At 73.2% G+C, this 22,889-nt stretch carries 1 protein-coding gene and 1 pseudogene; both read left to right on the forward strand.

Translation table 11 applies throughout. The features are described 5' to 3' along the window. Positions 1–12: 12 nt before the first annotated feature. Positions 13–14,625, forward strand: a complete 14,613-nt coding sequence (locus H504_RS43110; protein ID WP_051385892.1) for a type I polyketide synthase — start codon at positions 13–15, stop codon at positions 14,623–14,625. A gap of 103 nt (positions 14,626–14,728) precedes the next feature. Continuing rightward, positions 14,729–22,889, forward strand: a pseudogene (locus H504_RS43115) (type I polyketide synthase); the annotation flags it as partial.

Here is a 22,889-nt window from a genome sequence, read left to right on the forward strand (position 1 = left end):
AGGTGACATCGGGTGACTGACGAGAAGAAGTATCTGGAATACCTCAAGCGCCTCACCGCCGACCTGCGCCAGGCTCGCCGTCGACTGCGGGTGGCCGAGGACCGGCCGCACGAGCCGATCGCGATCGTCGGCATGGCCTGCCGCTACCCGGGTGGGGTGACCGGACCGGACCAGCTCTGGGACCTGGTGGCCGGTGGCCGGGACGGGGTGTCCCCGTTCCCGACCGACCGCGGCTGGGACGTCCAGTTCGCCGACGACCCCGACGCGCCCGGGACCAGTTACGCGCGTGAGGGCGGGTTCGTGCACACCGCCGCCGCGTTCGACGCCGCGCTGTTCGGGATCTCGCCGCGCGAGGCGGTGGCGATGGACCCGCAGCAGCGGATTCTGCTGGAAACCGCGTGGGAAGCGGTGGAACGCACTGGTGTGGATCCGTTGTCACTGCGCGGTAGCCGCACCGGGGTGTTCATCGGTTCGTCGTCTTCCGCTTACGGGGCCGGGTTGCGTGAACTCCCGCCGGGCGCGGAAGGTCATCTGCTCACCGGGAACGCGCCGAGTGTCGTGTCCGGCCGGGTGGCGTACACCCTGGGGCTCGAAGGTCCCGCCGTCACCGTCGACACCGCGTGTTCGTCGAGTCTGGTCGCGTTGCACTTGGCGGTCCAAGCGCTGCGGTCCGGGGAGTGCGACCTCGCGTTGACCGGCGGCGTGACGGTCATGACCACGCCGGGCATCTTCACCGAGTTCAGCAGGCAGAAGGGGCTTGCCGCCGACGGTCGGTGCAAGGCGTTCGCCGCGGCGGCCGATGGCACCGGGTGGGCCGAGGGCGTGGGTGTCCTCGTCGTCGAGCGGCTTGCCGACGCCAAGGCGCGCGGGCACCGGGTGCTCGCCGTCGTCCGGGGGACGGCCGTCAACTCCGACGGCGCCTCCAACGGCCTCACCGCCCCCAACGGTCCGGCGCAGGAGCGGGTGATCCGGGCGGCGCTGGCCAACGCCAGGCTGGCCGCCGCCGATGTGGACGCGGTCGAGGCGCACGGCACCGGCACCACCCTGGGCGACCCGATCGAGGCGCAGGCGCTGCTCGCCACCTACGGGCAGAACCGGGAACGGCCGCTGCGGCTCGGGTCGATCAAGTCCAACCTGGGGCACGCGCAGGCCGCCGCCGGTGCCGCCGGGATCATCAAGGTCGTCCAGGCGCTGCGGCACGGGCTGCTGCCCAAGACCCTGCACGTGGACGCGCCGACCCCGCACGTGGACTGGTCGGCCGGGTCGGTCGAGCTGCTGACCGAGGCGTCGCCGTGGCCGCGTGATCCGGACCGGCCGCGTCGCGCGGGGGTGTCGTCGTTCAGCGTCAGCGGCACCAACGCGCACATCGTCATCGAGGAAGCCGAAGCCACCGAAGCCACCGAGTCGGCGCCGCCGCCCGCCGTGGTGGCGTGGCGCATCGCGGCCAAGTCCGACGACGCGTTGCGCGCGAGCGCCGCCAGACTGTCCACTGTGGATGGTGAACCGGCCGATGTGGCGTGGTCGCTGGCCACCGGTCGAGCGGCCTTGGAACACCGAGCGGTCGTGGTGGGTTCCACCGGGGACGAGTTGCGGGCCGGACTCGCGGCGGTGGCACGCGGCGAGTCGGCCGGGAACGTGGTGGCGGGTGTCGCGCGGTCGGAGGTCGCGCCGGTGTTCGTGTTCCCCGGTCAGGGCTCGCAGTGGACCGGCATGGCGACCGCGTTGCTGGAGACCTCGCCGGTGTTCGCGGCCCGCATGGCCGAGTGCGCGCAGGCGCTGTCGGAGTACATCGACTGGCCGCTGCTGGACGCTGTGCGCGGCGGGGATCTAGACCGGGTCGACGTGGTGCAGCCGGTGCTGTGGGCGGTCATGGTGTCGCTGGCCGAGCTGTGGCGTTCGGTCGGGGTGATCCCGGCCGCCGTGATCGGGCACTCGCAGGGCGAGATCGCGGCCGCCGTGGTGGCGGGGGCGTTGAGCCTGGCCGATGGCGCGAAGGTCGTCGCGTTGCGCAGCCGGGCCATCGCCGAGGTGCTTGGCGGCACCGGTGGCATGGTGTCGCTCGCCCTGCCGCTCGCCGAGGCCGCCGAACTGCTGGCGGGCAGACCGGGTCTCTCGGTCGCGGCGGTCAACGGCCCACTGTCCACTGTGGTCTCCGGTGACGTGCCGGCGCTCGACGAGTTGTCGGCGCACTGCGAGGAGGCGGGTGTTCGGGCGCGGCGGGTGCCGGTCGACTACGCCTCGCACTCCGCCCACGTCGAACGGCTCCGGGACCGGCTCGACCTCGGTGGGCTGACCCCGGCGGCGGCTGAGGTGCCGTTCTACTCGGCGGTCACCGGCGAGGTGATCGACCCGACCGGGCTCGACGGTGACTACTGGTACCGCAACCTGCGCGAGACGGTCCGCTTCGACCTGGCCACCTCGGCCGCGCTTGCCGCGGGCCACCCGGTGTTCATCGAGGTCAGCGCCCACCCGGTGCTGACCATCGGCCTCCAGGAGACCCTGGACGCGGCGGGCACCGGTACCGCCCTGGCCACCCTGCGCCGCGACGAGGGCGATCTGCGCCGCTGGCTCACCGCTGTCGCCGAGGCCCACGTCGCCGGGGTGCGGGTCGACTGGTCGGCGTTGGCGTCCGGCGGCACCTGGGTCGACCTGCCCACCTACGCCTTCCAGCGCGAGCACTACTGGCTGGCCGCGCCGGTCACCGCCGCCGAGTCGTGGCGGTACCGGGTCGCCTGGCAGCCGCTCTCGCCCGCCACCCGCGCCACTGGCACCTGGGTCCTTGTACGGACCGAGGGGGTCGACTGCGCCCCGTTCATCGACGCGTTGGCGGCGGCTGGGCTGGAGCCGCAGGAGGTCGTCCTCACCGACGACGACCTCGACCGGTGGTCCATGGCCGAGCGCATGCGCGAGATCGGCGATGCCGACGGGATCTTGTCGCTGCTCGCCCACGACGACCGCCCGCACTTCGACGACGACGCGGTCACGGTCGGCGTCGGCGGCACCCTCACCCTGGTCCAAGCCCTGGGCGACGCCGGGGTCGCCGCGCCGCTGTGGTGCGTCACGCGCGGCCTGGACGATCCGGTGCAGGCCCAGGTGTGGGGTCTCGGCCGGGTCGCCGCCTTGGAGGCCGCCACGCGCTGGGGCGGACTCATCGATCTCCCGGACGGTCCGGATGGTGTGGCCCCGGCTCTCGTCTCCGTGCTCGGCGGCCTGGAAGATCAGGTTTCGGTGCGTGCGGCGGGCGTGTTCGCGCGCCGGTTGGAGCGTTCGACCGAGCCGAGATCGACCGTCCCGATGTCGTTGTCCGGAGCGGTGTTGGTCACCGGCGGGACCGGTGCGTTGGGTGCCTCGGTCGCGCGGTGGTTGGTCGGTCGCGGCGTTCGGGTCGTGCTGGCCAGCCGTCGTGGGATGGACGCGCCGGGTGCGGCCGAACTGTCAGCGGAGTTGAGCGCGCCAGTCGTCGCGTGCGATGTCGCGGACCGGGCCTCGCTCGCCGCTGTGCTCGCTGAGTACGCGGTGGTGGGTGTCGTGCACGCGGCCGGGGTGGACCACTCGGTGCCGTTGGACGAGACCGATGTCAGTGAGTTCGCGGAAGGGCTGCGGGCGAAGGTCGTTGGCGCGCGGTGGCTCGACGAACTCCTCGGGGCCGAAGCAGAGCTGTTCGTGCTGTTCTCGTCCATCGCGGGTGTGTGGGGCAGCGGCAACCAGTCCGCTTACGCCGCCGCAAACGCTTACCTGGACGCGCTGGCGGAGTCCCGTCGGGCTCACGGGCAGGTCGCGACCTCGGTGGCGTGGGGTGCGTGGGCCGACGCGGGCATGGCGACCCGGGGCGGCGCGGGGGACTACCTGCGGCGGCGCGGTATCAACCCGATGTCCCCGCAACGTTGCCTGGCCGCCCTGGCAACGGCGGTGGACGGCGGCGACACCTGCGTCACCGTCGCCGACATCGACTGGGACCGGTTCGTCCCCACCTTCACCACCTCCCGCCCCAGCCCCCTGCTGTCCGCGTTCACCGCCGCGCCGGTAGAGGGGGCAGAGGACGTCTCCGCCCTGGCCAAGGCGCTGGAAGGGCGCACCCGGGCCGAACGGCAGCGGATCGCGCTGGACTTCGTACGGCGCGAGACCAGCGTGGTACTCGGCTACAGCGACCCGGTGGAGGCCGACCGGCCGTTCAAGGACCTGGGCGTCGACTCGGTCACCGCCGTGGAGGTCCGCAACCGGCTCGCTACGGTCACCGGAATCCGGCTGCCCGCCACCGCCGTCTTCGACCACCCGTCGCCAACCGCCCTCGCCGCGCACCTGCTCGCCACCGCCGCCCCCGAGCAGACCGGGCCGACCGTCGTCGAGCACCGCGGCGGTGGCCTCGACGGGGTCGCCATCGTGGGTATGAGCTGCCGGTTCCCCGGTGGGGTCGACAGCCCGGAAGCGCTGTGGCGGTTGGTCCGCGACGAGGTCGATGGCGTCTCCGTGTTCCCCACTGACCGAGGCTGGGACCTGGGCCGCGCGGACGGCGCGTTCGCCCCGGAAGGCGGCTTCGTCTACGACGCCACCACCTTCGACGCCGACCTGTTCGGCATTTCCCCACGCGAGGCCGCCTCGATGGACCCCCAGCAGCGGGTCCTGCTCGAAGCGGCCTGGGAAGTCCTGGAGCGCGCGAACGTCGATCCGCTGTCGCTGCGCGGAACCGACACCGGCGTCTTCGTCGGCGCGTCCGCGTCCGGTTATGGCGTCGGCATGAACACCGCGTCCGGGTCCGAAGGCCACTACCTCACCGGCACGTCCAGCAGCGTCATGTCCGGCCGGGTCGCCTACACGTTCGGCCTGGAAGGCCCGGCCGTCACGATCGACACGGCGTGCTCGTCCAGCCTGGTCGCGCTGCACCTGGCGATCCGCGCGCTGGCCAACGGCGAGTGCGGGATGGCGATCGTCGCCGGGGTCGCCGTCATGACCAGCTCGGACATCTTCTCGGAGTTCAGCCGCCAGAACGGGCTCGCCGCCGACGGCCGCTGCAAGTCCTTCGCCGCGGCCGCTGACGGCACCGGTTGGGGCGAGGGCGTGGGTGCCCTGCTCGTCATGCCCCTCGCCGATGCCATCGGTCAAGGCCGCATGATCCACGCGGTGGTGCGCGGATCGGCGGTGAACTCCGACGGCGCCTCGAATGGTCTGACCGCGCCGAATGGTCCTTCGCAACAGCGGGTGATCCGGGCCGCGCTCGCCGATGCCGGACTGTCGTCGTCCGATGTGGACGTTGTCGAAGGTCACGGCACCGGCACCCGGCTTGGCGACCCGATTGAGGCCCAGGCCCTGCTCGCCACCTACGGCCAAGACCGGGATACCCCGCTGTGGCTGGGTTCGCTGAAGTCCAACATCGGCCACACCCAGGCCGCGTCCGGCATGGCGGGCATCATCAAGATGGCCATGGCGATGCGGCACGCCACCCTGCCCCGCACCCTCCACGTCGACACCCCCACCCCACACGTCGACTGGACCGCGGGCGCGATCACCCTGCTCACCACCGCTCGCCCGTGGCTCGCGGACCACCCCCGTCGAGCCGGGATCTCGGCGTTCGGGGTCAGCGGCACCAACGCGCACGTCATCATCGAGGAACCCCCGACCGCGCCTGACCGGGTCCCCTCCGACGCCGTGATCGCCCCGTGGGTCTTTTCCGGCAAGACCGGCTCCGCCCTCGACGCGAGGTTGGCGGCCACGCCTGATCACTCCACTGTGGACATCGCGTACACGCTGGCGGTCGGGCGCGCCGACCTGCAACACCGGGCGGTCGTGCTGGCGGGGGAGACCATCGCCCGGGATGTCGCCGAACCACGCAGGCTCGGCTACCTGTTCACCGGGCAGGGGTCGCAGCGGCAGGGCATGGGCGAGGAACTGCGACAGGCTTTCCCCGTCTTCGCCGAGGTGTACGACGACATCCGCGACCGGCTGCGGTTCGGCGACGACCTCGACCAGACCGGCGACGCCCAACCGGCCCTGTTCGCGCTGCAGGTCGCGCTGTTCCGGCTGCTGGAGTCCTGGGGCCTGAGCCCGGACGTCTTGATCGGCCACTCGATTGGCGAGCTCGCCGCCGCGCACGTCGCCGGCGTGCTTGACCTCGACGACGCCTGCACGCTCGTCGGGGCCCGCGCCCGGCTCATGCAGCGGCTGCCCCAGACCGGCGCGATGCTGGCGGTGGAGATCGCCGAAAGCGAGCTCGACCTGCCGGAGGGCGTCGACATGGCGGCCGTCAACGCGGACCGGTCGGTGGTCGTGTCCGGTGACAGCTCGGTCGTCCAGAAGCTGGAAGACCGGTGGCGCGGCGAGGGCGGGCGGGTCAAGCGGCTGGCCGTGTCGCACGCGTTCCACTCGCACCACATGGACCCGATGCTCGACGAGTTCGCCGAGGTCGCGAACCGGCTCGACTACCGGGAACCGGCGATCCGGATCATGCCCACCGCGCCCGGCCGGGTCGACACCCCGGAGTACTGGGTCGGGCAGGTCCGCGCCACCGTCCGGTTCGCCGACGCCGTCGCGGGCCAGGACGCCGACTTCCTGGAGCTCGGACCCGATGGCGTGCTGAGCGCGCTGGTCGAGAACACGGCACTCCCGCTGCTGCGCAACGGGAAACCCGAGCCGGAGACGGCGGTTCGGGCGCTGGCCGAGATGTGGGTGCGCGGCACGAAAGTTGACTGGGCGGCCGTGATCGGCGGTGGCAACGCGGTCGACTTGCCCACGTATCCCTTCCAGCGGCAGCGGTTCTGGCTCGACACCTTCGCCGCGCCCGCCCCGGACACGGGCGACGAGCAGGCTTTCTGGGCCGCGGTCGACCAAGGCGATGCCACCACCCTCGCCGCGGGCCTCGACTTGGACGCGACCACAATCGACACCGTGTTGCCCGCGTTGACCGCGTGGCGCAAGGACCGCACGCGGCGATCGACTGTGGACTCCTGGCGATATAAGACCGTCTGGACCCCGATCGAGCCGGGTACGCCCGCGGTCGGCACGTGGCTCGCGGTCGCCTGCCCAGAAGACATCCGCGACGCGCTACGGAACCAGGGCTTGCGGCTCGTGGAGGTTGACCTCGACGGCACCGAGACCGACCGGTGGAGCCTCGCCCAGCGACTCCTCGGCGACTACGACGGCGTCATCGCGGGCACCCTGCCCGGCGCGCACCCCGAGTACCCGGATCTGCCGAAGGCGGTTGCCCTCACGGTCCTGCTGGTGCAGGCCCTCGGCGACGCGGGAGTGACCGCCCCGCTGTGGTGTGTGACCAGGAACGCCCAGTCCGTTGGCCGCTCGGACCGCCCCGCCGACCCCGACCAGACTGTGCTGTGGGGGCTCGGTCGCGTCGCCGCGCTGGAGTTCGCGCAGCGCTGGGGCGGTCTTGTCGATCTGCCCGACGTGCTCGACACCAGGGCCGCCGCTCGGCTCGCCGCCGTGCTGACCGGCCCTGAGGACCAGGTCGCCGTACGCGGCTCCGGCGTCTACGCTCGTAGACTAACGAGGGCGGGCGGCACCGCGACGACGCCGTGGCGCACGCGCGGGACCACCCTCATCACCGGCGGCACCGGCGCGCTCGCCGGGCACGCCGCCGCACTGCTCGTCGACCGTGGCGCCGGTCACCTGCTCCTGCTCAGTCGCAGCGGCCCCGACTCCCCACAGGCCGAAGCCCTCCGCGCCACCTACGGCGATCGGGTCACCATCAAGGCCTGCGATGTCGCCGACCGGGACGCGTTGCGAGAAGCCGTCGCGGGCCACGACATCCGGACCGTCGTGCACACCGCGGGCATGGTCGAGGCGGTCCCGCTCGCGGAAACCGGACTCGGCGAGTTCGCCGATGTCCTGCGAGCCAAGGCCACCGGCGCCGCGAACCTGCACGCCCTGCTCCCCGACGCGCACTTCGTGCTGTTCTCGTCGATCGCGGCCACCTGGGGCAGCGGCAACCAGGCCGCCTACTCCGCCGCCAACGCCTACCTCGACGGCCTCGCTGAGCACCGCCGGGCGAACGGTCAGCCCACCACGTCCGTGGCGTGGGGGCCGTGGGCCGGGTCCGGGATGCTGGTCGCCGAAGACGCCGAGGACTACCTCGCCCGGCGGGGGCTGTCCGCGATGGACCCCGCCCTGGCGACGGTCGCCCTGGCCAAAGCGCTCGACCACGGCGACACCACGGTCACCGTCGCCGATGTCGACTGGTCCCGCTTCACCGCCGCCTTCACCACCTCCCGGCCCAGCCCGCTGCTGGCGGACTTCACCGAGCCGGTCGAGGTCGCCGAGGTCAAGCCGGTCCACCCCGGCAACCTGCTCACCCTGGTCCGAGCCAGCGCCGCCGCCGTGCTCGGACACAGCGACGCGACTGCCATCGAGCCCACCCGGCCATTCAACGACCTCGGTTTCGACTCGCTCACCGCCGTCGAACTGCGCGACCGCCTGGTCGCCGCCACCGGGGTCGCCCTGCCCGCCACGCTGGTCTTCGACTACCCGACCGCGCGGGCGCTCGCCGACCACCTGGCCGGTCACCTGGACCGGCCCGAGGTCACCCGGGCGACCGACCCGACCGAGCCCATCGCGATCATCGGCATGGCCTGCCGGTACCCCGGTGGGGTCCGCTCCCCGGAAGACCTGTGGGAGCTGGTCCGCACCGGCGGCGACGGCATGGGCGCCTTCCCCACCGACCGCGGCTGGTGGCTCGACGGCCTCTACGACCCGGACCCGGACAACCCCGCGAGTTCGCACACCCACGAGGGCGGTTTCCTCTACGACGTCGCCGATTTCGACGCCGCCCTGTTCGGGATCTCCCCGCGCGAGGCCGTCGCGATGGATCCGCAGCAGCGGTTGCTCCTGGAGTCGACGTGGGAGGCGTTCGAGCGGGCGGGCATCAACCCGTTCTCGCTCAAGGGTTCCAGCACCGGTGTGTTCGCGGGCACCAACAGCCACGACTACCTGTCCCTGCTCGCCGACGCCCCGGAAGGCAGCGAGGGCTACCTCGCGACCGGCAGCTCGGCCAGCGTCGTCTCCGGCCGGGTCGCCTACACCTTCGGCCTCGAAGGACCCGCGGTCACCATCGACACGGCCTGTTCCAGCAGTCTTGTCGCGCTGCACACGGCGGTGCGGTCGTTGCGTGGCGGTGAGTGCTCGATGGCCGTGGCCGCGGGTGTCGTGGTCATGTCGACGCCCGGCGTGTTCACCGAGTTCAGCCGCCAGAACGGGGTCGCCCGCGACGGCCGCTGCAAGGCCTACGCGGACGCCGCCGATGGAACCGGCTGGGGTGAGGGCGTCGGCGTGCTGATCGTGGAACGGCTCTCCGACGCACGTCGCAGCGGTCACCGCGTGCTCGCGCTGGTGCGCGGGTCGGCGGTCAACTCCGACGGCGCTTCCAACGGTCTGACCGCGCCGAACGGCCCTTCGCAGCAGCGGGTGATCCGGGCCGCGCTCGCCGACGCCGGGCTGGGGACGGCCGATGTGGACGTGGTCGAGGGGCACGGCACCGGGACCAGGCTGGGCGACCCGATCGAGGCGCAGGCCCTGCTGGCCACCTACGGGCAGGACCGGGACGAGCCGCTGTGGCTGGGGTCGGTCAAGTCCAACATCGGGCACACCCAGGCCGCGTCCGGGGTGGCCGGGGTGATCAAGATGGTGCAGGCCATGCGGCACGGCCTGCTGCCGCGCACCCTGCACGTCGACGCGCCGTCCAGCCATGTCGACTGGACCGCGGGTTCGGTGCGGCTGCTCACCGAGGCCGTGGCCTGGCCGGACGAGGGTCGCGCGCGCCGTGCCGCGGTGTCGTCGTTCGGGGTCAGCGGCACCAACGCCCACATCGTCCTGGAGTCCGCCGGGCCCGCTGACCTGCCGGAACCCGCCGTCCGCGCGGCCGTGCCGTTGGTCCTCTCCGGCGACTCGGCGGACGCGGTCCGGGAGCAGGCCGAGCTTCTGTCCACTGTGGATGCCAATCCGGTCGACGTGGCCTGGACGTTGGCGACCGCGCGGGCCCAGTTGAGCCATCGGGCCGTGGTCTTCGGCCGGGACGGCCTGGTCGCGCTCGCCGAGGGCCGGGAACCGGTTGGTACGGCCAAGTCCGACGGGCCGGTGTTCGTGTTCCCCGGCCAGGGTTCGCAGTGGGTCGGGATGGCGGTCGACCTGCTCGACGAACCGGTGTTCCGGGACCGCGTCGAGCAGTGCGAACGCGCCCTCGCCCCGCACGTCGACTGGTCACTGCTGGACGTCCTGCGCGGCGGGGACCTCGACCGGGTCGACGTGGTGCAGCCGGTGCTGTGGGCGGTCATGGTGTCGCTGGCCGAGTTGTGGATGTCGGTCGGGGTGCGGCCGTCGGCGGTCGTCGGCCACTCCCAGGGTGAGATCGCGGCGGCCGTGGTCGCGGGCGGGTTGAGCCTGGACGACGGGGCCAGGGTCGTCGCCCTGCGGGCCAAGGCCATCGCCGACCTGCTGCGGCCCGCGACCGAGGTGACCAGCGACCTGCACCGCGAGTGGGCGGATTCCCCGGGAGTCGATGGCGGCATGGTGTCCGTCGCGGTCGGCCAGGTCGACGCAGAGCGGCTGATCGGGTCGTGGCCCGCGCTGTCGGTCGCCGCGGTCAACGGTCCACTGTCCACAGTGGTCTCCGGCGACGCGGGCGCGCTGGACGAACTGCTCGCCGTGTGCGCCGAGGTCGAGATCCGGGCCAGGCGCGTCCCGGTCGACTACGCGTCGCACTCCGCACACGTCGAACGCGTCCGAGACCGGGTGCTCGCCGACCTCGCCCCGATCACCCCGATTGCCGGGACCATCCCGTTCCACTCCGCGGTCACGGCGGGCCAGGTCGACACCGCGGGCCTCGACGCCCGCTACTGGTACGACAACCTGCGCCACACCGTCTTGTTCGAGCAGGCCACCGCCGGTCTGCTCGACGCGGGCCGCACGACGTTCCTTGAGGTCAGCGCCCATCCGGTGCTGACCGTCGCCATCCAGGAAACCCTCGATGCCTGCGACGCGACCGGCACTGTCTTGGCCACGCTGCGCCGCGACGAGCCGGGCCACTGGCTGGTCGCGCTCGCCGAGGCCCACTCCGCCGGGATCGACGTCGACTGGGCCCGGGTGCTGCGCGACTGGGGCGGCCGGGTCGTCGACCTGCCCACGTACGCCTTCCAGCGCCGCCGCTACTGGCCCAAGCCGGTGACCGGCGCCGATGTCACCGCCGCCGGGCTCGCCGACGCCGGTCACTGCCTGCTCGGCGCCCAGGTCCCGCTCGCCGGTGACGACGGCGCGCTCTGGACCGGTCGGCTCTCCGTCGCGACCCACCCGTGGCTGGCCGACCACGCCGTCGGCGGGTCGATCCTGCTGCCGGGTACCGCGTTCGTCGACCTCGCCCTGCACGCGGGCGCCCACATCGAGGACCTGACCCTGCGGACCCCGCTGGTCGTCCCCGAGCGCGGCGCGGTCCACCTGCAGTTGCGCACCGACCCGACCGGCGCCGTGACCGTCCACTCACGACCGGAGGCGGGCGGCGACTGGACCACCCACGCCACCGGCACCCTCACCGACACCCCCGCCGAACCGGTGCACCTCACCTGGCCGCCCATCGGCGACCCGCTGGACACCGACGGGTTCTACGCCGCGCTCGCCGAATCCGGATACGGCTACGGGCCGACCTTCCAAGGGCTCACCGCCGCCTGGAAGACCGAGGGCGCCGTCCACGCCGAGGTCGAACTCGCGGACGTGACCGGGTTCGGCATCCACCCGGGCCTGCTCGACTCCGCCCTGCACGCGGCCACTCTTGGTGGCCTGCTGACCGGTGGCGCCCTGCTCCCGTTCGCCTGGTCCGGCGTCACCCTGCACGCCACCGGCGCGACCGCGCTGCGCGTCCGGATCACCCCGCTCGGCCCGGACACCATCGCCGTCGCCGCCACCGACCCGCAGGGCGACCCGGTCATCACCATCGACTCCTTGGTGCTGCGCCCCTTCACGGCCGCCGCCGACAGCGACGCTCTGTTCCGCGTTGACTGGGTTCCGGTGGTCGCCACAGCGGCCACAGCGGCCACAGCGGCCGCCGAGGCCGCCGAGTACACAGTCGGCCATCCCGGCGAGATCGCCGATCCGGTCCCGGCGCACGTGGTGTGGACCCCGGCGGCGGTGGCCCCCGAGGATGCCGCGCTGGAAGCCCTGATCACCGCGCAGGACTGGGTCGCGGACCCGAGGTTCGCCGAGTCGCGCCTGGTCGTGCGCACCCGTGGGGCGGTCGCCACCGCGCCGGGGGAGCACGTCACCGACCTCGCGGGGGCCGCCGTCCACGGGCTGTTCCGATCGGCCGCCAACGAGAACCCCGGCCGCTTCGCCATTGTCGACCTCGACGACCACCCCGACTCCGCCGCCGCCCTCGGGCAGGCGCTGGCGACCGACGAACCTGAGATCGCGATCCGGCGCGGCACCATCACCGCTCCGCGCCTCGCTCGATCCGCCGCCCCGGACCTCGCCCTGCTGCCCAGCACGACCTTGGACGTCGTCGGTGACCGCACCATCGACAACCTCGCGTTCGTGCCGGTCGAGTCCGGTGATCTCGGGCCGACCGAGGTGCGGGTCGCGATGCGGGCGATGGGCGTCAACTTCCGCGATGTCGCCATCACCCTGGGTCTGGTTCCCGACCAGCAGGGCATGGGCACGGAAGGTGCCGGTGTCGTCGTCGCGGTCGGTGCGGAGGTCACCGACCTCGCCCCGGGTGACCGCGTGTTCGGCGTGTTCAGCACCTGCTTCGGACCGGAGGCGACCACAGACCGCCGCGCGCTGGCCCGGATGCGTCCACAGTGGAGCTTCGCTGAGGCCGCGTCCGTCCCGACCCCGTTCCTCACGGCGTACTACGGCCTGGTCGACCTCGCGGGTATGGCCGAGGGTGACACGGTCCTCGTGCACGCCGCGTCCGGTGGGGTCGGCATGGCCGCCGTCCAGTTGGCCAGGCACTTCGGCGCGGAACCGTTCGGCACGGCCAGTCCGGCGAAGTGGTCCGCGACCGGACTCCACGACGACCACCTGGCGTCGTCCCGGTCGCTGGACTTCGAACCCCGGCTGCGCGCAGCCACCGACGGTCGCGGTTTCGACATCGTGCTGAACTCGCTGGCGGGCGAGTTCGTCGACGCGTCGCTGCGGCTGCTCGCCCCCGGTGGCCGCTTCATCGAGATGGGCAAGACCGACATCCGCACCGATGCCGGGGGCGATTACCGCGCCTTCGACCTGGTCGAGGCGGGCCCGCGGCGGCTCGGCGAGCTGTTGGCCGAGGTGCTGGCCCTGTTCGACCAGGGCGCGCTGGAGTTGCTGCCGCTCACCGCCTGGGATCTGCGCCAAGCCCCGGCCGCGTTCCGGCACATCGCGGGCGCCCGGCACATCGGCAAGAACGTGCTGACCGTGCCCGCCCCGATCGACCCGGACGGCACCGTCCTGATCACCGGCGGCAGCGGCGTCCTCGCGGGCATCCTGGCCCGCCATCTCGTCGACCAGCACGGTGTCCGCGACGTGCTGCTGGTCAGCCGCTCCGGTGCGGCTCCGGCGGACATGCCCGCCGGGGCTCGCGCGGTGGCTTGTGACGTCACCGACCGGAGGGCCTTGGCAGCGTTGCTGGACGGGGTGCGGCTCACCGGCGTCGTCCACGCCGCCGGGGTCCTCGACGACGGTGTCCTCGGCTCGCTCACGCCGGACCGGCTCACTGCCGTCATGCGCCCCAAGGTGACCGCCGCCCTGCTGCTCGACGAGTTGACCGCCGGCCATGACCTGGCGTTCTTCGTGCTCTACTCGTCCGCGTCGGCCACCCTCGGCACCCCCGGCCAGGCCAACTACGCGGCGGCGAACGCCGTTCTCGACGCCCTCGCCCACCGCCGTCGCACCCGGGGCCTATCCGCGCAGTCGCTGGCGTGGGGGCTGTGGGAGCAGGCGAGCGCGATGACCGGCCACCTGGATCGGGGCCACCGGGACCGCGCGGGCAAGACGATCACCGCAGAGCAGGGGATGGCCCTGTTCGACGCCGCGATCACCCGGACCGACGCGCACCTCGTCCCGATCAACCTCGACCTGGCCGCCGTCCGCGACATCCCCCCGCTGCTGCGCGGCCTGGTCCGACCCACCGCCCCGACCCGCGCCAAGGCGGGCGCCGCCCGCCCGCTCGACCTCGGCGACCGCCTCACCCGGCTTCCCGAACCCGAGCAGCGCCGCACCCTGCTCGACCTGGTCCGCGACCACGCCGCCACCGTCCTCGGCCACGCCGACACGAGCGCGGTCGGCCCCGAGCGCGCGTTCAAGGAACTCGGCTTCGACTCGCTCACCGGCGTCGAACTGCGCAACCGGCTCGCGGGCGGCACCGGCCTGCGGCTGCCCGCGACGCTCGTCTTCGACCACCCCACCCCGGTCGAACTGGCCGACCGGCTGTGGGGCGACCTGGTGGGCACGGCCGAGCCCGACGCGGCCGCGCTCGCCGATCTCGACCGGCTCACCGCGACCGTGGCGTCGCTGCCGGTGGGGGCCCTGGCCGACAGCGCGCTGGTCGACCGGCTGCGGGCGCTGCTGGACACCGTCACCGGCGGGGGTGTCACCGAGCGGTTGGCGGCCGCCTCGGCCGACGACGTCTTCGACTTCATCGACAAGGAACTCGGCGTGTCCTGATCGGCGCGAACGCCCACCCCGGACCGGATGTGCTGGAAGGACCACCGACATGGTTGACCCCGGACAGGACGAGAAGCTCCTGCGGTATCTCAAGCGGGTCACCGCCGACCTCGCCGACACGCGCGAGCGGCTGGCCGCGCTGCGGGAGCCGGTCGCCGTCGTCGGCATGGCCTGCCGGTACCCCGGCGGCGTGCGCACCCCCGACGACCTGTGGCGGTTGGTCCGGGACGGCCGGGACGCGATCACCGGCTTCCCGGACGGCCGCGGTTGGGACGCCGACCCGCTGACCGTGCGCGGCGGTTTCCTCGACGACGCCGACCGGTTCGACCCGGCCCTGTTCGGCATCAGCCCGCGCGAGGCGTTGACCATGGACCCGCAGCAGCGCGTGCTGCTGGAGGTCGCCTGGGAAGCCGTGGAGCGGGCGGGCATCGACCCGCTGTCGCTGCGTGGCACCCGGACCGGCGTGTTCGCGGGCGCGGGCGCGTCGAACTACGGCATCGGCCTCGAACTGCCCGAAGGCGCCGAAGGGCACCTGCTGACCGGTAGCGCGGCGAGCGTCGTGTCGGGTCGGGTGGCGTACGCGCTGGGCCTGGAGGGCCCGGCGGTCACGATCGACACCGCGTGCTCGTCCAGCCTGGTCGCGCTGCACATGGCGGTCCGGTCGCTGCAGGCCGACGAGTGCGCCGTCGCGCTCGCCGCGGGCGTGACCGTGATGGCGGGCCTCGGCCTCTACAGCGAGTTCGGTGCTCAAGGTGGCCTGGCGGGCGATGGCCGATGCAAGGCGTTCGCCGCGGCGGCCGACGGCACTGGTTGGGGCGAGGGCGCCGGGGTTCTCGTGCTGACCCGGCTCTCCGAGGCCCAACGCCGCGGGTACGACGTGTTGGCCGTGGTCAGCGGCTCCGCGGTCAACTCGGACGGCGCCTCCAACGGTCTCACCGCCCCCAACGGCCCCTCGCAGCAGCGGGTCATCCGGGCGGCGCTGGCCAACGCGGGCCTTGCACCGTCCGATGTGGACGCCATCGAGGCGCACGGTACCGGAACCGCGCTGGGTGACCCGATCGAGGCGCAGGCCCTGGCCGCCGCCTACCGGGACCGGACCGAACCGCTGCACCTCGGCTCGATCAAGTCCAACATCGGGCACACCCAGGCCGCCGCCGGGGTGGCAGGCGTGATCAAGTCGGTGCTGGCGCTGCGGCACGGGGTCCTGCCCCGGACCCTGCACGCCGACGAGCCGTCCCCGCACATCGACTGGTCCGGCCCGCTGGCGCTGCTCACCGCCGAGCGCACCTGGCCCATCGTCGACCGACCACGCCGGATCGGCGTGTCCTCATTCGGCATGAGCGGCACCAACGCGCACGTCATCCTGTCCTCAGTGGACCCAGCGCACCCCCAGGCCGGCGAACCCGGCACGGCGCCACCGCTCCTGCCGTGCCTGGTGTCCGGCCACACCCCCGAGGTGCTGCGCGAACAGGCCCACCGGCTGCTCGGCTCGCTGGACGGGTCCCTGCTCGACCTCGGCCACACCCTCGCCACCGCGCGAGCCGCGCTCGACCACCGCGCCGTGGTCCTGGCGGCGGACCGCGACGGGCTGGTCGACGGCCTGCGGGCGGTCGCCGCCGGTCGGGCCGCGGGGAGCGTGGTCACCGGCACGGTCGACGACGGTCGTACCGCGTTCCTGTTCACCGGTCAGGGCGCGCAGCGGACGGGCATGGGGGATGAGCTGGGCGGGTTCCCGGTATTCGCCGCCGCGCACGCCGAGGTCGTCGCCGCGCTCGGCGGGATCGGCACGGACCTGGATCAGACCGGCGACGCTCAACCGGCCTTGTTCGCGTTCGAGGTCGCGCTGTTCCGGCTGCTGGAGTCCTGGGGGGTGCGGCCGGACTTCCTGATCGGCCACTCCATCGGCGAGATCGCCGCCGCCCACGTAGCGGGCATCCTCACCCTGCCCGACGCGTGCCACCTGGTCACCGCCCGCGCCCGCCTCATGCAGGCCCTCCCGCCCGGCGGCGCCATGCTCGCCGTCGAGGCCACCGAGGCGGAACTGGTCTTGCCCGACGGAGTCGACTTGGCCGCGGTCAACGGTCCCCGCGCGGTCGTGCTTTCCGGGTCGGAACCGCTGATCCACCAGTTGAGAGACCAGCTCCAGGGCTACCGGACCAAGCTGCTGCCGGTCTCGCACGCCTTCCACTCCCGGCTGGTCGACCCGGTGCTCGGCGAGTTCCGGACCGCGCTCGCCGACATCGAGTTCGGTCGGGCCACGCTGCCGGTCGTGTCCACCGTGACCGGCGAGCTGCTGGTCGACGCCGACGCCGGGTACTGGGTGCGCCAGGTCCGGGCGACCGTCCGGTTCGGCGCCGCGGTCGACTGGGCGCTGGCCGCCGGGGTCACCAAGTTCCTGGAGGTCGGACCGGACGGCGCGTTGTCCGCCCTTGTCGACGGCGCGATCGCGTTGTCCCGCCGCGACCGCGACGAGGTCGACTCGCTGGTCACCGGCGTCTCCCGCGCCCACGTCGTCGGAGTGGGGGTCGACTGGCGTGCGGTGTTCCAGCCGTGGGGTGGTCGGGCGGTCCCGCTGCCCACCTACGCCTTCCGCCGCGACCGGTACTGGCTCACCACCGCTGCCCCGGGGGCCGACACCGCCGACGCGGGCTTCTGGGCCGCCGTCGACCGGGACGACCCTGCCGCCCTCGCCGCGACGCTGCGCACCGACGAGGACGCCGTCCGCACCGTGCTGCCCGCCCTGCTGGACTGGCGCCGCGACCAGCGCGAACGGTCCGAAGTGGACACCTGGTGCTACCGGGCGGGCTGGACCCCGTTGACCGGCCTCGACGCGCCCGACCCCGGGACCTGGCTGGTGGTCATCCCGTCCGGCAAGGCCGACGACCAGTCGGTGATCGGCACCGTCCGGGCCCTGCGCGGCCACGGCGTGGACGTGGTCGAGCTGCCGCTGGCCCGCACCGAGGTCGACCGCTGGTCCGTCGCCGCCCGCCTGCGCGACATCGTCGGGATGGGCTTCACCGCCGTCCTGTCCCTGCTCGCCGACGACGACACCCCGCACGCCGAGTACCCGCCGATGACCACGGGCCAGGTCGCCTCGCTGATCCTGCTGCAGGCCCTCGGCGACGCGGGCCTGGACGCTCCACTGTGGATGGTCACCCACGGCGCGGTGTCCATCGGCCGCGCCGACCGGCTCACCGCCCCCGGTCAAGCCCAACTGTGGGGGATGGCCCGGGTCGCCGCCCTGGAGCTGGGTTCGCGGTGGGGCGGTGTGGTCGACGTACCCGCCGTCGACGACCGGGCGGCAGGCGCGCTGCTGTCGGTGATCGGCAGCGGTGAGGACCAGGTCGCCATCCGTTCGACCGGGGTGTTCGCCCGCCGCCTGGTCCGCGCGGTCCCGGCCGCCGGGGCGCCGTGGCGGCCCAGGGGAACCGTGCTGGTCACCGGCGGCACGGGGGCGCTCGGCACCGAGGTCACGCGGTGGCTGGTGGAGCGGGGCGCGGACGAGGTCATCCAGGTCAGTCGGAGCTCCGAGACGCCGCTGGACGTCACCGACCGCGAGCAGGTGACCGCGTTCCTGCGCGAGCACACGATCGGCACCGTCGTGCACGCCGCCGGGGTCAGCGACCTGGTCCCGCTCGCGGAGACCGGCCTGGCCGAGTTCGCCGATGTCCTGCGGGCCAAGGTGGTCGGCGCCAGCCTGCTCGACGAGCTGTTGCCCGAGGCCGAGTTCGTCTACTTCTCCTCGGTCGCCGCGACCTGGGGAGGCGGCGGCCAAGCCGCCTACGCCGCCGCGAACGCGCACCTCGACGCCCTGGCCGAGTCCCGCCGTGGCCGTGGCCTGCCCGCGGTATCGGTCGCGTGGGGTCCGTGGGCGGGCGCCGGGATGGCCGCCGGGAACACCGACCAGTTGGTGCGCCGCGGGTTGCGCCCAATGGACCCGGACAGGGCACTGGCCGCGCTCGGTCGGGCCTTGGACAGCCACACCGACCTGACCGTCGCCGACGTCGACTGGTCGGTGTTCGCGCCCGCGTTCACCAGCACCCGCCCCAGCTCGCTGCTCACCGAACTCCCCGAGGCCACCGAGCCCGCCCCGGTCGACACGGGCGACCTGCGCGACCAGTGGGTCACCCGGCTCGCCGACTTACCCGAGGCCGACCGGACCGGGCTGCTGCTCGACCTGGTCCGCGCCGAGGTCGCCGCCGTCCTCGGCTACCGCGGCCCCGACGACATCGGCGCGCAGTTGCCGTTCAAGGACCTCGGCATCGACTCGCTGACCGCCGTCGAGGTCCGCGACCGGCTCGCCGCCGCCACCGGCCTGCGCCTCACCGCAGGCCTGGTCTTCGACTACCCCAAGCCCGCCACCCTGGCCGAGTACCTGGTCGCCGAGCTGACCGGCACCCAACGCCGGGTCGACGCGGTCGTCCGCGCCGCCGTCGACGAGCCGGTCGCCATCATCGGCATGGCCTGCCGGTTCCCCGGCGGCGTCCGCACCCCCGAAGACCTGTGGCGGCTGCTGCTGGCGGGCGACGAGGCCATCTCCGCGTTCCCCACCGACCGCGGCTGGGACCTCGACGAACTGTTCGCCGAGGACGCCGACGGCGGCACCTCCTACGTCCGCGCGGGCGGTTTCCTGCACGACGCCGCCGACTTCGACCCGGCGTTCTTCGGTATCTCGCCGCGCGAGGCCGTCGCCATGGACCCCCAGCAGCGGCTCCTGCTGGAAACCGCGTGGGAGGCCGTCGAGCGCGCGGGCATCGACCCGCACGACCTGCGCGGCAGCCGAACCGGTGTGTTCGCGGGCAGCAACGGGCAGGACTACAGCTACCTGCTGCTCAGCTCCGCGACCGACATCGAGGGACACCTGCTCGCGGGCGCCACCGCCAGCATCCTCTCCGGCCGCCTCGCCTACACCTTCGGTTTCGAAGGACCGGCGCTGACGGTCGACACCGCGTGCTCGTCGTCTCTGGTCGCCCTGCACCTCGCCGCCCGGTCCCTCCGTGCGGGCGAGTGCGACCTGGCGCTGGCAGGCGGTGTCTCGGTGATGTCCACCCCCGGTCCGTTCGTCGAGTTCAGCAGGCTGAGCGGGCTCGCCCCGGACGGCCGCTGCAAGGCCTTCGCCGACGCCGCCGACGGCACCGGCTGGGGCGAGGGCGCCGCCCTCCTCTTAGTCGAACGCCTCTCCGACGCCCAGCGCAACGGTCACCCGGTCCTCGCCGTCGTCCGCGGCACCGCAATCAACTCCGACGGCGCCTCAAACGGCCTCACCGCTCCCAACGGGCCGTCCCAACAGCGCGTCATCCGGGAAGCCGTCGCCAACGCGGGCCTGACCCTGTCCGATGTGGACGCCGTCGAAGCGCACGGCACCGGCACCACCCTCGGCGACCCCATCGAGGCCCAAGCCCTGCTCGCCACCTACGGCCACGACCGCGAGCGCCCGCTCTTGTTGGGTGCGGTCAAATCCAACCTCGGCCACACCCAGGCCGCCTCCGGCGCCGCGGGCGTCATCAAGATGGTCTTGGCCCTGCGCCACAGTGTGCTGCCCCGCACCCTGCACATCGACACCCCCACCACCCAGGTCGACTGGACCACCGGCGCCGTCACCCTGCTCACCGACACCACCCCGTGGCCCACCACCGGCCACCCCCGCCGCGCCGCCGTGTCCTCCTTCGGCGCCAGCGGCACGAACGCGCACCTCGTCCTCGAGGAGGCACCCGATGTCGACGCCCCCGCAGGCCACCACCCGCCCACCCCGCCGCCCGGACGGCCCCTGCCCTTCCTCCTGTCCGCTCGCTCCGAGCAGGCCCTGCGCGGGCAGACCTCGTCGCTGCACACGACTCTGACCCGCTCCCGCCCAGCCGCCGCTCAGAACGGGAGCGGTGTCCTCAACGCCTCCGCCTCGTCAACCACGGAACTGGTCGACGTTGCCGATCACGCTCGGGGTTCGCGTCCCGGCCTGGCCCAACCAGTTCCACCCCATGCGCGGGTCTCCGCGATCGCTGCTGGGGAATCGCCTAACCACCTCGCTGACATCGCCTATTCACTGACCACCCGTAGCGTTTTCGAGCACCGGGCCGTGGTTGTCGCCGCCGATCAAGGCGAGCTTGACGAGGCGCTGACCGCGTTGGCGGGCGGGCTGCCGCACCCGGCTGTTGTCGCGGGTAAGGCGGGGGCGGCGAAGGTCGCGTTCGTGTTTCCGGGGCAGGGGTCGCAGTGGGTCGGGATGGCGCTGGAGTTGTTGTCCGAGCAGGCTTTCGCCGATCGGTTCGCTGAGTGCGCGCACGCGCTCGCGCCGCACATCGACTTCGTGCCCACCGAGGCGTTGGCCAGCGCGGACGCGTTGGCCAGGGTCGATGTCGTGCAGCCGTTGTTGTGGGCGGTGATGGTGTCGTTGGCCGCGTTGTGGCAGGCCCACGGCGTCCAGCCCGCCGCGGTCGTGGGGCACAGCCAGGGTGAGATCGCGGCGGCCACGGTCGCGGGAGCGTTGAGCCTGGTGGACGCGGCGACGGTTGTGGCGTTGCGCAGCCAGGCCATCACCGACCTCGCCGGGCTGGGCGGCATGGTGTCGGTTCCTTTGTCCGAAGCCGAAGTACGCGACCGGATCGCCCGCTGGGGCGGCGTATCCGTCGCGGCCGTGAACGGGCCGGAAGCCACCGTGGTTTCCGGCGACTCGACGGCGCTCGACGAGCTGCTGGTCGAGCTGACCGGCGACAACGTCCGCGCACGCCGTGTCCCGGTCGACTACGCCTCCCACTCCGCGCACGTCGACGTGCTGCGGGAACGGATCGTGAAGGCGTTGGCGGGGATCAAGCCCCAGCGGTCCCGTGTTCCCTTCTACTCCGCCGTGACCGGTGACGTCCTGGACACCACGGCACTCGACGCCGAGTACTGGTTCACCAACCTGCGGGAAACGGTCCGGTTCGCCGACGCCACCGACGCCCTGCTCCGCGACGGGCACACCCTGCTGGTCGAGTCCAGCCCGCACCCCGTGCTCACGGCCGCCGTGCGGGAAGCCACCGCGATCGGGACGCTGCGCCGGGACGACGGTGGTCGGGCCCGCTGGTTGCTGTCCCTCGCCGAGGCCCACGTCCGCGGTGTCCCGGTGAACTGGACAGCGGCCGTCCGCGGCCGGTTCGTCGACATCCCCACCTACGCCTTCCAACGCGGGCGGTACTGGCCGGAGCCGCTCGCCGATCTCCGGCCCGCGCCGGTCGGCAACCCAGGTGAGGCCCGGTTCTGGTCGGCGGTCGACCGACAGGACAGTGCCGCCGTCGCGGACGCGTTGAACGTGCCCGCGGACACGGTCGAGTCGCTGCTGCCCGCGTTGTCGATCTGGCACCGGCACGTGAATGAAGAGTCCGCTGTGGACGGATGGCGGTACAAGGTCCGCTGGTCGGCGGTCGACGAGATCCGCACCCCGGTCGTCAACGGGCGTTGGTTGGTGGTCGCCTCCGCCGCCATGGCCGACTCCCCGATCGTCACCTCGTGCACCCGCGTCCTCGGCGACGCCCAACTGCTGGTGATCGACCCCACCGAGGAAGCACTCGCGGATTCCTTACGCGACAAGGACATCGTAGGCATCCTCTCGCTGCTCGCCCTCGACGAGACCCCGCACCCCGAACACACCGCCCTCCCCGTCGGGTTGACATCGACCCTGTCGTTGCTGCACGCCGTGATCGAGACCGACGTCGCCCCGCTGTGGTGCGTGACCCAGGGCGCAGTGGGTACCGCGGGCGCGGCGCCGACCAGCCCGGAGCAGGCCCAGGTGTGGGGCATGGGCCGCGTCGCCGCGCTCGAACACCCCCGCCAGTGGGGCGGCCTGGTCGACCTCCCGGCCACCGTGGACGACCGCGCCCTGACCCGGCTGCTCGGCGCCCTGGTCCGCACCGACGACGAAGACCAGCTCGCCGTCCGCGCCTCCGGCACCTTCGCCCGCCGCCTGGTCCGCGCGGCCACCGGTACCGCCGCGCCACTGCGGTCCTGGCGCCCCACCGGGACCGTGCTGATCACCGGCGGCACCGGCGCCATCGGCGGTCACGTCGCCCGCTGGCTCGCCGCCACCGGCGCCGAACACCTGATCCTCACCAGCCGCCGCGGCCCCAACGCCCCCGGCGCCGCCGCCCTGGTCGCCGAACTGACCGCCAACACCCCCCACGCCAGCCACGAGACCCACGACGGTCGCGACACCCGCGACGGTCGCGACACCCGCGACGGTCGCGACACCCGCGACGGTCGCGACACCCGCGACGGTCGCGACACCCGCGACG

It is taken from the genome of Actinokineospora inagensis DSM 44258 (genome assembly GCF_000482865.1).
Taxonomy (GTDB): Bacteria; Actinomycetota; Actinomycetes; order Mycobacteriales; family Pseudonocardiaceae; genus Actinokineospora; species Actinokineospora inagensis.